We start from the raw sequence: 13,374 nt of genomic DNA on the forward strand, positions 1-13,374 counted from the left end.
GAAGGCCCTGATCCGGAGCCGATGGATAGCCTTCGGAATGGGGATCCGGTAAGAAAACGAAGCCACAACACGGCGCGGGAGGCGCCGTCAGCCATCCGAGCGCTGTTATGCTGATCTGCCATTGCAACATCATCACCGAGAAGGAGATCGAGCAGACGATCGTCGGGCTGCTGGATCAGGACCCCTGGCAACTGATTGTGCCGGCCAAGGTCTATCATGCCATGCAGAAGCGCGGTCGTTGTTGCGGCTGCTTTCCAAATGTGGTCGAAACGATCATTCGGGTCACCGAAAATTACCACGCCCGCTCGGAGGCGAGCGGCGTGGATGTCGTTTCACACCTGGATCGCGTCAGAGGCCTGCGCGTCCAATACGGGAGCAGAACCCATGAAAGGCGAAAAGCAGATCATCGAGCGGCTTAACGAGGCTCTTTTTCTGGAGCTTGGAGCCGTCAATCAGTATTGGGTGCATTTCCGTCTGCTGGAGGATTGGGGATACACCAAGCTGGCCAAGAAGGAGCGGGCCGAATCGATCGAGGAGATGCACCACGCCGATAAGCTCATCGCCCGCATCATCTTCCTTGAAGGCCATCCGAACCTGCAGTCCGTGGCGCCGCTGCGCATCGGGCAGAACGTCAAGGAAGTGCTCGAATCCGATCTTGCCGGCGAATATGACGCGCGCACTGCCTACAAGCGTTCGCGCGAGATCTGCCACGAGGTGGGCGACTACGTGACGATGAAACTGTTCGAGGATCTGCTGGCTGACGAGGAAGGTCACATCGACTTCCTCGAGACGCAGCTCGACCTGCTCGCCTCGATCGGCGAGGAGAAGTACGGCCAGCTCAACGCCGACGCGGCCAACGAGGCGGAGTAAAGGCATGCGGGAATGCGGCGCCTGCTAGAATTCCTGCGCCGCTCCCGGCGGGCCGCCGGCTCGCCACTTCTCCTGAAAAGACCAGCCGGATTGGCTCGTCGGTGCTGCTCTATTCTCATGCTGGCGCTGACCACTTCAGCGATGGCTGGCGACCTTCCACCCGCCGGGCTCGCCACCACGCGCAGCGACGTCAATCCAAAGGATCAGGCGCGCGTTATCGCCGTCACCAGGCCGACCACGAATTTCTCCAAACCTGAGCCGTTCGAGTTGATGCAAGGTGGCGCTGGCACCTCGAAGAAGGACGTCGACCGAGACGCCTTCTCGCAATCCTCAGCCAACATCAGCTTCGAGGAAGAGGGCGCTTTCAAGCTCGGCAATGCTTTGTTCCGCAAGAATTGGGTGTCGTCGCCATCCTCGACGCAGGCATCGGACGGCCTTGGTCCGCTGTTCAACGAACGCGCCTGCCAGAACTGCCATCTGAAGGATGGCCGCGGCCATCCGCCGGAAGGCGACGCCGGCACCACGTCGATGCTTCTGCGACTGGCGCGCGAGGCGAGCAGCGCGCAGGAGAAAGCCGCGCTTGCCGACCACAAGGTGCCCAATTTCCCCGACCCGGTCTACGGCACGCAGTTGCAGGAACTGGCCGTGCCCGGCCTGCGTGGCGAAGGCAGGATGCATGTCGACTATCAGGAACGGCAGGTGACGCTGGCGGACGGCACCGTGATTCCCTTGCGCAAACCAACCTATTCGGTCACTGATCCCGCCTATGGGCCGCTCGATCCGCGCACCACGCTGTCGCCGCGCCTGACCCCGCCGATGATCGGCCTTGGCCTGATCGAACAGATTGCGCCGGCGGACATCCTCGCCAACGCCGACCCGGACGACCGCAACGGCGACGGCATTTCCGGCAGGCCGAACATCGTGCGCGACGGCCTGAGCGGGGAACTGACGCTTGGCCGTTTCGGCTGGAAGGCGCAGACCGCATCGATCCGCCAGCAGGCGGCGGACGCCTTTGCCGGCGACATCGGCATCTCGACGCCGGAAGAACCAAAACATTGGGGCGACTGCACCGCCGCCGAAGCAAAATGCCTCGCAATGCCGAATGGCGTGCAGGCTCGGCTCGGCTCGGTCGAGGCACCGCAGCCGGTGATGGACCTCGTCACCTTTTATTCGCAGAACCTCGCCGTGCCGGCACGCCGCGATCTCGCCGCGCCTGACGTGCTCGCCGGCAAGAGGGTCTTCTATGAAATCGGCTGTGTTGCCTGCCATACGCCGAAATTCGTCACCCGTCGCGACGCGCCCAACAAGGCGCAGGCCTTCCAGCTGATCTGGCCCTATTCCGACTTCCTGCTGCACGACATGGGTCCCGATCTGGCCGACGGCCAGACTGTGGGCGATGCGACGGGAAGCGAATGGCGCACCCCGCCGCTGTGGGGTATTGGCCTCACCGAGACCGTCAACGGCAATTCCTTCTTTCTGCACGATGGGCGCGCGCGCAGCCTGACCGAGGCGATCCTGTGGCATGGTGGCGAGGCGCAAAGGGCGCGCGACCGTTTTGCCGCCGCCAACGCGACCGAGCGCGATGCGCTGCTCAAATTCCTGGAGTCACTCTGATGATGAAGCGTTCCGCACTGGTTTTCGTTCTGCCGTTGGCTCTGCTGGCTGCTTTCCCCGCATCAGCGGCCGTGAGAGCCTCCGATATCATCCAGCGGGCGATCGACGGCTTTGTCAGGCCGGCCTATGCCGGCCTGCACCAGCATGCGGAAGCCCTGATGAAGGCGATGCACAAACTCTGCGAAGCGCCCTCGCAAGACGAACTTGGAGCCGCGCGGGCTGAATTTTCCGCCACTGTCTATGCCTGGTCATCAGCAGAAATCATTGGCTTCGGGCCGATCAAGGAGAACAACCGGCTGGAGCGCATCCTCTATTGGCCCGATCGCAAGGGCCTCGGCCTGAAACAGGTGCAGGCGGTATTGTCAGCCAAGGACCCGACCGCCATTGATCCGGCACAGCTGGCAGGCAAGAGCATTGCCATGCAGGGGCTCGGCGCGTTGGAATTCGTGCTTTACGGCGATGGCGCCGACGCGCTGGCGGGAAAGGATGCTCCCTATCGGTGCGCCTACGGTGCTGCGGTTGCCGGCAACATCGAAACCATGGCCGGTGAAGTCAGCGCAGCCTGGAACAAGCCAGATGGTTTTGCCGCACTCTGGGCCAATCCGGGACCGCAGAACGCCCTCTACCGCGACGGCAACGAGGCGGTGACCGAACTGGTCGGCGTCTTCATCAACGAGCTGGAGATGGTGAGGGATGTGCGTCTGAAAGGCTTTTTCGGCGGCAAGCCCGAGGCGGACAAGCCGAAACAGGCGATCTACTGGCGTTCGCAAAACACCGCCAATTCGCTGGCGGGAAATCTCGCCGGCATCGATGCGTTGTTCCAGGCTTCGAAGCTTGGTGATGCGCTGCCGCCGGATGCGCTCTGGATGGCAGAGTCGATCCACATCCAGCTGGTCAACGGTGTCGCCACCGCGAAGTCCATTCAGGGTCCGATCAACAAGACGTTGGCGGACCCGACGCTGCGCGAAAAACTCGAACATTTCGCGCTGATCACCTCCAGCCTGTCGACCCTGATCGGCACCAGGCTGACCGCCGAATTCGGCCTGACCGCTGGCTTCTCGTCGCTGGATGGGGACTGAGCATGATCCCGAAAAGTTGCAGACTTTTCGGACAGGATCATGCTCGAAAGGAGAAATGGAGAATGCGCACGCCGCTCATTGACCGTCGCGACTTTCTGAAAGCCGCAGGCATCGGCTTTGCTGCCGCGATGACGCCGCCGGCCTGGGCAAAGACACTTGCGGCGGATGCCGTCTTCGCCACTGCCTTCGTCAAGCGCGACGGCAGTTTTGGCGCCGCCGTTCTGTCCGAGGCCGGCAAGCTGCTGCATGCGATCGATTTGCCCGATCGCGGCCATGATGTCACTTTCGATCCGCTGTCGAAGCGTTCGGTGGTCTTCGCCCGCCAGCCCGGCACCTTTGCCGTCGTTTTCGATCACACCGGGCGCGACGCCCCGCTGACCATCGCCAGCGTCACCGGCAGGCATTTCTTCGGCCACGGTGTGTTCTCACCCGACGGCGCCTTGCTCTATGCCACCGAGAACGATTTCGACAACGCCGCCGGCGTCGTCGGCGTCTATGATGCGCGGGCGAAATTCAGCCGCATCGGTGAATTCCCGACCTACGGCATGGGGCCGCACGAGCTCCTGCTGCTGGGCGACGGCAGGACGATCGCGGTTGCCAATGGCGGCATCGAGACCCATCCGGACTACGGCCGCGCCGAGCTCAACATCGCGACCATGAAACCGTCCTATGTGCTCATCGACCGCGTCTCTGGCGACTTGATCGAAAAGCATGAATTGCCGGCGACACTGCACCAGCTGTCGATCCGTCACATGGACACCGACCCGTCGGGCACCGTCTGGTTTGGCTGCCAGTACCGGGGGCCGGGCACCGATCGTCCGCTGCTGGTCGGCCGCGCCGCGCGCGGCAAGGAGTTGCAGCTTCTCGACATGCCGCAGGACGTATTGTCGGGCTTTCGCAACTATATCGGTTCGGTCGCTGCCAATCCGACAGCTGGCACCGTCGCCGTCTCGTCGCCGGAAGGCAATTCGCTTGTGGTGATCGATGCCGCCAATGGCCGCGTCGTCTCGTCCAGCGCGCTGGTCGAGGTCTGCGGCCTCGCAGCAGACGGATCGGGCTTCATGGCCACCACGGGCGCCGGCGAGATCATCGAGGGCAGCGGCGCGACACGGGTAGAACCGGACTATGTCTGGGACAACCACATGCTGCGCATCGAACAGGTCTGATAGCGCGCTGGGAAGCGAAGCCGCTTAACAAATTGTGCTTGCGGTGGCGCGCCGTGGCAGGCACAGGGAGGTGTTTCTCGGAACCGGTCGTTTCATGAAAGTGCTTGCCATCGACTGTGCCGCCAGCCTCTGCGCCGCCTGCGTCTACGACGCGGCGGCTGGGCTGGAGCTTGGCCGCTCGGTGCTCGATCTCGGCAAGGGCCATGCCGAGCACCTGATGGCCGTCATCGCCGAGGCGCTGACGGCGGCCGAAACCGACTATGCCGGCCTTGGCGCCATTGCCGTCTCCGTCGGTCCCGGTTCCTTCACCGGCCTGCGCGTCGGTGTGTCGACAGCGCGTGGCCTGGCGCTGGCGTTGAAAATTCCGGCGATCGGTGTGACGACGCTCGAAGCGCTGGCGGCTGAAGCGGCGGCGGCATTTCCCGGCCGTGCAGTCCTGGCGGCGCTCGATGCCGGGCGTGAGGAAATCCATGCCGCGCTTTACGACAAAGCGTTAGTTTTGACTTACGGACCAGCGGTGACCATATTGCCGGAAGCCACCGCCTTGGCGATGGAGAACTCTGCGGTGCTTGCCGGTACCGCGGCGGTGCAGATCGCTGCTTCGGCTGGGTGTGGTTTCGATATCGGGCCTCGGACAGCCACAGCCGACATTGTCACCTACGCTCGCCTAGCCGCCGCCAAAGGCGAGGGCGAAAGGCCGAAACCACTTTATTTGCGCGGCGCGGATGCCAAGCCGCAAGCCGGATTTATTCTTTCAAGGCTCAGACCATGATCCCGAAAAGTGGAAGCCGGTTTTCGGAAAAGATCATGGTCAAACAAGAAAACGAAAATTAATGCGCATACCTTTTCTCCAATCGCGGCGCCGGGATTATGCGCTCGAGCCGCTCAGGATCACCGACAGCCCCGCGGTCTCGGTGCTGCACCGCGAGGACTTCGTCCGCCCGTGGACCGATGGCGAGTTCGCCGCCTTGCTCGAGCAGGACACCGTGTTCGGTTACGCCGCGCGCGAGACCGGGCAGGGCGCCAAACCGCCTGTCGGCTTCGTGCTGGCGAGGCTGGCCGCCGGCGAAGGCGAAATCCTGACCGTCGCGGTGGCGCGATCGCATCGTCGCCAGGGGCTGGGCTGGCAGTTGATGGATGCGGTGCTGCGCGAACTGCATGTGCAGCGCGCCGAAGCGCTGTTTCTCGAGGTCGACGAGACCAATGTCGCCGCGATTGCCCTCTATCGCCGGCTGGGCTTCCGCGAAGTCGGCAAGCGCCCGGACTACTACAAGTCGCCCGATCGCGGGCCGACCGGCGCGCTTGTCATGCGCCGCGATCTTCGCTAGCGAGAGATCGGGTAGGACCAGGACAGTATGATCGGAAAAATCAGGATTTTCCTGGCCCTGGGCCTCGTCGTCGCCGGGTCGCTGGTCCTCGTGCCATTGCAGATCCTGTCGATGAAGACCGGCTGGTGGCCGGAGACCGTCATCCTCAAGATCTGGCACAGGATGATCCTCAGGGCGCTTGGCATGCGCGTTCATGTCAAGGGGACGCTGTCCAACAGACGGCCCTTGCTGGTTGCCGCAAACCACATCTCCTGGACCGACATCATGGTGCTGGGCTCTTTTGCCGATGTGAAATTCATCGCCAGGGCCGATATGGAAGGCTGGCCGCTGATCGGCATGCTGTCCAAGTTGCAGCGCACCGTTTTCATCGAGCGCGAACGCAAGCGGTCCTCGGGCGACCAGGCGAGCGAGATCGCCAGCCGCATGGCCAAGGGCGATGCCATGGTGCTGTTTGCCGAGGGCTCGACCGGTGACGGCAATGCCGTCCTGCCCTTCAAAAGCACGCTGTTCGGCGCCGCCTCGATGGCGATTTCCGAGGGTGCTGCCGAGCAGGTGTTCATCCAGCCGGTGGCGATCGCCTACACGCGCCTGCACGGCGTGCCGCTCGGCCGCCGCCACCGGCCGATCTCGGCCTGGATCGGTGACGAGGATTTGATGCCGCATCTCAAGGTGCTGATGGCCGAAGGCGCGCTCGACGTTGAGGTGCATTTCGGCGAGCCGATCGCCTTTGCCAAGGGCTCGAACCGCAAGGAAACGTCGAAGTTGATGGAAAGCCAGGTGCGCGAGATGATGCAGGCGGCACTCGCTGATCCGCGCCCGAGCCGCTAGCGCAGGCGTGCGCCTACGATTGCATACCGAGAATCGTCTGTTTTTTGTCACGGAAAGGCGTTAGAAGCCGCCGCATGGACTTGAACACGATTGAAAGCGACGACATCGGCACCGTGGCCGGGCAGCCGGCTGTGCGCGCCACGGCAGCGAAAAAGGTCTTCATCAAGACCTATGGCTGCCAGATGAACGTCTATGATTCACAGCGCATGGGCGATGCGCTGGCCGCCGACGGCTATACCGCGACCGATGCCATCGACGAGGCCGATCTGGTGCTGCTCAACACCTGCCACATCAGGGAGAAGGCGGCGGAAAAGGTCTATTCCGAGCTCGGCCGCATCCGCGACATGAAAGCGGAGCGCGCCATTGCCGGCCGCGAACTGCTGATCGGCGTCGCCGGCTGCGTCGCGCAGGCCGAGGGTGCGGAGATCATCCGCCGTTCGCCGGCCGTCGATCTGGTCATCGGCCCGCAGACTTATCACCGTCTGCCCGATGTGCTGGCGCGAGTGCGCGGCGGTGAAAAGATTGTCGAGACCGACTACGCCATAGAAGACAAGTTCGAGCATCTGCCGCAGCCCAAGCGGGCCGAGGTGATCAAGCGCGGCGTCACCGCCTTCCTCACCGTGCAGGAAGGCTGCGACAAGTTCTGCACCTTCTGTGTGGTGCCCTATACCAGGGGTTCGGAAGTGTCGCGATCGGTGGCGCAGATCGTCGCTGAGGCCGGACGTCTGGCCGATGCCGGCGTGCGCGAGGTGACGCTGCTTGGCCAGAACGTCAATGCCTGGCACGGCCAGGGCGAAAACGGCGAGGAATGGGGCCTTGGCCGCCTGCTGTTCCGGCTGGCCGAAATCCCCGGGCTGGCGCGGCTGCGCTATACCACCAGCCATCCGCGCGACATGGACGACGAACTGATCGCTGCCCACCGCGACCTGCCGGCGCTGATGCCATACCTGCATCTGCCGGTGCAATCGGGGTCCGATCGCATCCTGAAAGCGATGAACCGCAGGCATACGGCCAGCGATTATCTGGCGCTGCTAAACCGCATCCGCACTGCCCGGCCCGATATCGCACTCTCCGGGGACTTCATCGTCGGCTTCCCCGGCGAGACCGAAGCCGATTTCGAAGCGACCATGGAACTGGTGCGCCAGGTGAACTACGCCTCGGCCTTTTCGTTCAAATATTCGCCTCGCCCCGGCACGCCGGGCGCCGACATGCCCGATCATGTGTCCGAAACGGTCAAGGACGAGCGCCTGCAGCGCCTGCAGGCATTGCTCTTGAAACAACAGCAGGATTTCGGCTTGAGCCTTGTCGGCAGCACCATCGACACGCTGATTGAGAAGCCCGGACGGCAGGCCGGGCAGAAGGTCGGCCGCTCACCTTGGCTGCAGCCGGTTATTGTTGATGAAAAGGCCGGCGAAATCGGTGACATTATCCAGGTGCGAATCACGAAGACGGGCTACAATAGCCTGTTCGCCGAATTGGCCTGATGGTCTCGGCAGATGAGGAGAGACGGTTGAGCGCAGCAGAGCTGAAGAACCTGCCCCCGGTACCGGCATCTGGGGCTTCTGACATGGCGCACATCGTTCTGACTTTCGACAACAACAAGCTTGCCAGCGCCCTTTACGGTCAGTTCGACGAGAACCTCGCCCGGCTTGAGCAGAAGCTTGGCGTCGATATCCGCTCGCGCGGCAACCAGCTGACCATCAAAGGGTCCGCTTCTGCCGCCGAACAGGCGCGCCGCGCCTTGGACAATCTCTACGGGATTCTGCAGAAGGGCGTCGATATCGGCCAGTCCGACGTCGATGGCGCCGTGCGCATGGCGGTCGCCGCCGACGATCAGCTGACGCTGCCGACGCTGGAGCGCAAGGGCAAGGTTTCCGCTGCCCAGATCGCCACCCGCAAGAAGACGATCTATGCCCGTTCGCTGAACCAGGACGCCTATATGCGGGCGCTGGAACGGTCGGAACTGGTGTTCGGCATCGGTCCGGCCGGTACCGGCAAGACCTATCTGGCGGTGGCGCATGCGGCGATGCTGCTTGAACGTGGCATGGTCGAACGCATCATTCTGTCGCGGCCGGCTGTCGAGGCCGGCGAACGGCTGGGCTTCCTGCCGGGCGACATGAAGGAAAAGGTCGATCCGTATCTGCGGCCGCTCTATGACGCGCTCTACGACATGATGCCGGCCGACAAGGTCGAGCGCGCCATTGCCGCCGAGGTGATCGAGATCGCGCCGCTCGCCTTCATGCGCGGCCGTACGCTGGCGCATGCTGCGGTCATCCTCGACGAGGCGCAGAACACCACGCCGATGCAGATGAAGATGTTTCTCACCCGTCTCGGCGAGAACTCGCGCATGATCGTCACCGGCGATCCGACCCAGATCGACCTTCCTCCGAGCACCAAATCGGGCCTGGTCGAAGCCTTGCGTGTCCTCGACGGCGTGGCCGGCGCGGTCACCGTGCGCTTCAACGATATCGACGTCGTTCGCCATCCGCTGGTGGCGGAAATCGTCAGGGCCTATGACCGCGACGCCAAACTGGCGCGCGGCCTGGGCGCCGAGAATTGATCTTGACGATGCGGCCTCATGCCTGAGGACAAAATATTCGTCGACGGGAATCTCCCCGTCGACATCGATATATCGGTCGAAGCGGGCGACTGGCCAGATGAGGCCAGCCTGACGCGACTGGTCGATCGCGCGGTTGAGGCTGCTTTTGCCGAGACCGGCGTCACGGGCCGTTCCGAACTCAGCATCGTTTTTTCCGACGACGCCCATATCCGGACCCTCAATGCCGACTGGCGCGGCAAGGACAAACCCACCAACGTCTTGTCTTTCCCGGCTTTTCCGTTTGTACAAGGCGGCCCGCTGCCGCCGATGCTGGGCGATATCGTGCTCGCCGCCGAGACGGTTTCACGCGAAGCGGCACTGGAAGACAAGCCGGTGCAGAACCATATCACCCATCTCGTCATCCACGGCCTGCTGCATTTGCTGGGCCATGATCACGAGACCGACGCCGAGGCCGAGGAGATGGAAGCCATCGAACGCGCAGCCCTTGCAAGGCTTGCCATTCCCGATCCCTACGCGTAACTACATCTGACAATTGACCGGACGACGATGAACGACAAACCAGAAACTGCCGCCCGCCCCGACGCCGGCAGTGTGCCCAAGGCTTCCGATACGTCGGAAGAGGGGTCAAGTCCGAGTACCGTTACCCCTGGTGCTGCCAGCACCGGCAGCGCTGCCAGCGAGCATTCGCCTGCTGGACCTTCCCTGTTCGACCGTGTTTTGGGCCTGTTCAGGCAACGCAACGGCACCAGCCTGCGTGAGGAAATCGCCGGCGCGTTGGCCGAGGCGGCCAGTGACGCCGAATCCTTCTCGCCTGGCGAGCGCGCCATGCTCAACAATATCCTGCGGCTGCGCGAGGTGCGCGTTGAGGACGTCATGGTGCCGCGTGCCGACATCGAGGCGGTCGAGATCACCACGACGCTAGGCGACCTCTTGGGCACCTTCGAGCAGTCCGGCCATTCCCGCATGCCGGTCTATTCCGAGACGCTCGACGATCCGCGCGGCATGGTCCATATCCGCGACGTGCTGGCCCACATCACCAAGCTCGCGCGCGTCAAGAAGGGCCGCACGACCAGGAAGACCCCCGTCGCCACGCAACTGGATCTCGCCCAGGTCGACCTCGCACGCACCATCGGCGAGCTCAATCTGATCCGTCAGGTTCTGTTCGTGCCGCCATCGATGCTTGCCTCCGACCTGATGGGCCGCATGCAGACGACGCGCACGCAGATGGCGCTGGTTATCGATGAATATGGCGGCACGGACGGGCTTGTGTCGCTCGAGGATATTGTCGAGATGGTCGTCGGCGATATCGAGGACGAGCATGACGATGACGAGCCGATGATCACCCAGGCCGGTGACGGCGTCTTCATCGTCGACGGCAAGGCCGAGATCGACGAGGTCGCCAAGATGATCGGCGAGGACTTCGCTGCCGGCGAACATGGCGAATATGTCGACACTATCGGCGGCATGATCTTCAACACGCTCGGCCGGGTGCCGGCGCGCGGCGAGGTGGTGCAGGCCATTCCAGGCTTCGAGTTCCATGTCCTCGACGCCGATCCGCGCCGCGTCAAGCGCGTGCGCATCGTACAGAGCCAGAAGGGCGAACGCCGCCGGCGCGTCACGGCGCGCACCGAGCAGGCGTGAGTTTTCCGCTGGACCGATGACGATCGACGACCCGTTCAAGCACGCCAGTCTGGGTTCCGGTGTCTTCTACAGGGATCCTCTTGCCGCGCTGGCGTGGCTGGAGGCCGCTTTCGGCTTCGAGCGCAGTATGGTGGTCAGCGATGCCGACGGAACGCTCGTCCATGCCGAGATGCGGTTCGGCGAGTGCTATATCATCGTCGATTCCGAATGGAGTGAGTATGTCGCGAGCCCGGCTTCGGTCTTGGGCAAGAACACGCAATCGGTCTATGTCAGGCTCAAGGATGGCCTGGATGCGCATTGCGAACAGGCGAGGGCGGCGGGCGCTGACATAATCCAAGAACCGGCTGACCAGTTCTACGGCGAACGCCAGTACCGGGCCCGCGACCCCGAAGGCCATGTCTGGACCTTCACCCAGCCCATCCGCTCCGTTTCCCGCGAAGAGGCTGAGCGGCTGAGCGGTCTGCGCATTGAGGGCTGGCACTTTTAGCGCGGCGGCTGACAGGCCGGCGTTTGGAGCGCGGGCCGCGGCCTGATAAATCTTGCGTCCTGATTCGCGCGACTCGGAAGTATGCATGGAGCGCCTGGCCGGCCGGATAATTCTGCTTTGGGGTTGGCGGCGCGCGCTCGTGGCGTTTCTTGCAGGCGCCCTGGCGGTGCTTGGCCAGGCGCCCTACGATTTTTTCGCCGCCTGTTTCATCTCGTTTCCGCTGCTGGTCTGGCTGCTCGACGGAGCGACCGGCGAGGCCTCCGGCAGCCTGTTTCGGCGCCTGCGGCCGGCCTTCGCCGTCGGCTGGTGGTTCGGTTTCGGCTATTTTCTCGCCGGTCTCTGGTGGATCGGCTCGGCGCTGCTGGTCGAGGCCGACGACTTTGCCTGGGCGCTTCCCTTCGCCGTGATCGGCATTCCCTTCGCGCTCGCCTTTTTCTACGGCTTCGCAACGATGGTCGCCCGGCTGCTGTGGAGCAGCGATATCGGCCGCATCGCCGCCCTTGCCTTCGGCTTCGGGCTGACCGAGTGGCTACGCGGTTTCCTGTTCACCGGCTTTCCCTGGAATGCCATCGGCTACGCGGCAATGCCGGTGCCTCTGATGATGCAGAGCGTCTCGGTGACCGGTATGATCGGCATGAACGTGCTTGCCGTGTTCCTCTTTTCGCTGCCGGCGCTGCTGGCGGCGCGCCGGCACCTTCGCCTGGGCGCGGCGCTGTTCGTCGCGATTGCATCAGCCCATGTCGGCTTCGGCTATGTCAGGCTCACCGCCCCTGAAAAGCCGGCGGAGCGCAGCCTGGATGTCCGTATCGTCCAGCCTGCCGTCGATCTCAGTGAAAAATGGGACGCCTCGGTGCGCGACCGCATCTTCGCCACTTTGCTCGGCCTGTCGGCCAAGGCGCCGGACCCCGGTCACGGCAAGCCACAACTCATTCTCTGGCCGGAAACCTCGGTACCGTTCCTCTTCACCGAGCGCCCGGACGCGTTGACGGCGCTGGGCGACATGCTGGCCGACGGCCAGATGCTGATCGCCGGCGTCGTTCGCGAGGAAGGCGGCTCCGCGGCCGCCGACAGCCGCTATTACAATTCCGTGGTGGCGATCAACGACAAGGGCGAAATCGCTGACGCGGTCGACAAGGTCCATCTGGTGCCGTTCGGCGAATACCTGCCTTTCGCCGACCTGCTCAACCGTTTCGGCATCGCACAGCTTGTCGCCGGTCCGGTGACCTTCGCCGCCGGCAATGAGCGCCACGCCATTGCGCTGCCGGGCGGCATCCGTGCCCTGCCATTTATCTGTTATGAGGTGATCTTTCCCGATCTCGTGGCAGTTGACGCTACGTCAGCGCAGCTTATTGTGAACGTTACCAATGATGCCTGGTTCGGGGACACGCCGGGACCGTATCAGCATTTCAGGCAGGCCCAGATTCGTGCGGTGGAGAACGGATTGCCCTTGCTGCGTGCTGCCAACAACGGCATCTCGGCCGTCGTCGATCCACACGGACGCATCGTCGATGCGCTGGCGATCGACGCGCGCGGAGCCATCGACGTGAAGGTGCCGATTGCCGGACAGACGGTCGTTTCCTCGGGCCAGCGGCGCATTAACGGAATGCTGATCATGTTGCTGTTTGCGCTTGTGGGCGCGCTGTTGAACGTAAGGCAAAGGCTACGGGTGAATTGACAGTCGACACATTAGAAACTCATACTGTATCGCCTGAAAATTTCTCGAAGCCGGTGGATCGTACTGTTGGGGCAGTCGCCTCCGGCCTTTTTTGGGCGAGAAAAAATCACAAAGCCGAAAAAATTC

At 63.3% G+C, this 13,374-nt stretch carries 14 protein-coding genes; all 14 read left to right on the forward strand.

Annotated features, from left to right (window positions below; genetic code table 11):
• Window positions 1-107 precede the first annotated feature (107 nt).
• The 14 genes from AC1D05_RS13045 (at window position 108) to lnt (ending at window position 13,248) form a co-directional block, all read left to right on the forward strand.
• Window positions 108-419, forward strand: a complete 312-nt coding sequence (locus tag AC1D05_RS13045) for a (2Fe-2S)-binding protein (protein WP_477441110.1) — start codon at window positions 108-110, stop codon at window positions 417-419.
• Window positions 385-870, forward strand: a complete 486-nt coding sequence (bfr, locus tag AC1D05_RS13050) for a bacterioferritin (protein WP_477441111.1) — start codon at window positions 385-387, stop codon at window positions 868-870. Before AC1D05_RS13045 ends, bfr begins: the two co-directional genes overlap by 35 nt.
• A gap of 12 nt (window positions 871-882) precedes the next feature.
• The gene (locus AC1D05_RS13055) at window positions 883-2,484 is read left to right on the forward strand and encodes a di-heme oxidoreductase family protein (protein WP_477441112.1); all 1,602 of its coding nucleotides are present in this window, start codon (window positions 883-885) and stop codon (window positions 2,482-2,484) included.
• Window positions 2,484-3,563 carry an imelysin family protein gene (locus AC1D05_RS13060; RefSeq protein WP_477441113.1) on the forward strand — a complete coding sequence of 360 codons (1,080 nt, stop codon included), beginning with the start codon at window positions 2,484-2,486 and terminating at the stop codon, window positions 3,561-3,563. The genes AC1D05_RS13055 and AC1D05_RS13060 overlap by 1 nt, the downstream gene beginning before the upstream one ends.
• A gap of 62 nt (window positions 3,564-3,625) precedes the next feature.
• Window positions 3,626-4,729 (forward strand): DUF1513 domain-containing protein, encoded by a 1,104-nt coding sequence (locus AC1D05_RS13065; protein ID WP_477441114.1) that lies wholly within the window; start codon window positions 3,626-3,628, stop codon window positions 4,727-4,729.
• Window positions 4,730-4,823: 94 nt separating this feature from the next.
• Window positions 4,824-5,501: a tRNA (adenosine(37)-N6)-threonylcarbamoyltransferase complex dimerization subunit type 1 TsaB gene (gene tsaB, locus AC1D05_RS13070; protein WP_477441115.1), complete on the forward strand. Its 678-nt coding sequence runs from the start codon at window positions 4,824-4,826 to the stop codon at window positions 5,499-5,501.
• A gap of 61 nt (window positions 5,502-5,562) precedes the next feature.
• Window positions 5,563-6,057, forward strand: coding sequence for a ribosomal protein S18-alanine N-acetyltransferase (gene rimI / locus AC1D05_RS13075; RefSeq protein WP_172219864.1), 495 nt, complete (start codon window positions 5,563-5,565; stop codon window positions 6,055-6,057).
• Window positions 6,058-6,084: 27 nt separating this feature from the next.
• Window positions 6,085-6,885, forward strand: a complete 801-nt coding sequence (gene olsA, locus AC1D05_RS13080; RefSeq protein ID WP_477441116.1) for a lyso-ornithine lipid O-acyltransferase — start codon at window positions 6,085-6,087, stop codon at window positions 6,883-6,885.
• Between the two features lie 74 nt (window positions 6,886-6,959).
• Complete coding sequence (miaB, locus tag AC1D05_RS13085; RefSeq protein WP_477441117.1) at window positions 6,960-8,369, forward strand: tRNA (N6-isopentenyl adenosine(37)-C2)-methylthiotransferase MiaB; 1,410 nt, start codon at window positions 6,960-6,962, stop codon at window positions 8,367-8,369.
• 83 nt (window positions 8,370-8,452) lie between these two features.
• Window positions 8,453-9,445 (forward strand): PhoH family protein, encoded by a 993-nt coding sequence (locus tag AC1D05_RS13090; protein WP_023766987.1) that lies wholly within the window; start codon window positions 8,453-8,455, stop codon window positions 9,443-9,445.
• Between the two features lie 18 nt (window positions 9,446-9,463).
• On the forward strand, window positions 9,464-9,964 hold the full coding sequence (gene ybeY, locus AC1D05_RS13095) for an rRNA maturation RNase YbeY (protein WP_477441118.1): 501 nt from the start codon (window positions 9,464-9,466) through the stop codon (window positions 9,962-9,964).
• Window positions 9,965-9,991: 27 nt separating this feature from the next.
• The gene (locus AC1D05_RS13100) at window positions 9,992-11,086 is read left to right on the forward strand and encodes a hemolysin family protein (protein ID WP_477441119.1); all 1,095 of its coding nucleotides are present in this window, start codon (window positions 9,992-9,994) and stop codon (window positions 11,084-11,086) included.
• A 16-nt stretch (window positions 11,087-11,102) separates the two neighbouring features.
• Entirely contained in the window at window positions 11,103-11,573 is a 471-nt protein-coding gene (locus tag AC1D05_RS13105) for a VOC family protein (RefSeq protein ID WP_477441120.1), read from the forward strand.
• Window positions 11,574-11,658: 85 nt separating this feature from the next.
• Window positions 11,659-13,248 (forward strand): apolipoprotein N-acyltransferase, encoded by a 1,590-nt coding sequence (gene lnt, locus AC1D05_RS13110; protein WP_477441121.1) that lies wholly within the window; start codon window positions 11,659-11,661, stop codon window positions 13,246-13,248.
• The last annotated feature ends 126 nt before the right edge of the window (window positions 13,249-13,374 follow it).

This window comes from Mesorhizobium sp. P2_E9 (genome assembly GCF_056403815.1).

Coding starts and splice junctions, on each gene's coding strand:
- AC1D05_RS13055 (WP_477441112.1), top strand. CDS start 883: ATGCGGCGCCTGCTAGAATTCCTGCGCCGCTCCCGGCGGGCCGCCGGC.
- olsA (WP_477441116.1), top strand. CDS start 6,085: ATGATCGGAAAAATCAGGATTTTCCTGGCCCTGGGCCTCGTCGTCGCC.
- miaB (WP_477441117.1), top strand. CDS start 6,960: ATGGACTTGAACACGATTGAAAGCGACGACATCGGCACCGTGGCCGGG.
- AC1D05_RS13065 (WP_477441114.1), top strand. CDS start 3,626: ATGCGCACGCCGCTCATTGACCGTCGCGACTTTCTGAAAGCCGCAGGC.
- bfr (WP_477441111.1), top strand. CDS start 385: ATGAAAGGCGAAAAGCAGATCATCGAGCGGCTTAACGAGGCTCTTTTT.
- rimI (WP_172219864.1), top strand. CDS start 5,563: ATGCGCATACCTTTTCTCCAATCGCGGCGCCGGGATTATGCGCTCGAG.
- AC1D05_RS13045 (WP_477441110.1), top strand. CDS start 108: ATGCTGATCTGCCATTGCAACATCATCACCGAGAAGGAGATCGAGCAG.
- AC1D05_RS13100 (WP_477441119.1), top strand. CDS start 9,992: ATGAACGACAAACCAGAAACTGCCGCCCGCCCCGACGCCGGCAGTGTG.
- ybeY (WP_477441118.1), top strand. CDS start 9,464: ATGCCTGAGGACAAAATATTCGTCGACGGGAATCTCCCCGTCGACATC.
- AC1D05_RS13060 (WP_477441113.1), top strand. CDS start 2,484: ATGATGAAGCGTTCCGCACTGGTTTTCGTTCTGCCGTTGGCTCTGCTG.
- lnt (WP_477441121.1), top strand. CDS start 11,659: ATGGAGCGCCTGGCCGGCCGGATAATTCTGCTTTGGGGTTGGCGGCGC.
- AC1D05_RS13090 (WP_023766987.1), top strand. CDS start 8,453: ATGGCGCACATCGTTCTGACTTTCGACAACAACAAGCTTGCCAGCGCC.
- tsaB (WP_477441115.1), top strand. CDS start 4,824: ATGAAAGTGCTTGCCATCGACTGTGCCGCCAGCCTCTGCGCCGCCTGC.
- AC1D05_RS13105 (WP_477441120.1), top strand. CDS start 11,103: ATGACGATCGACGACCCGTTCAAGCACGCCAGTCTGGGTTCCGGTGTC.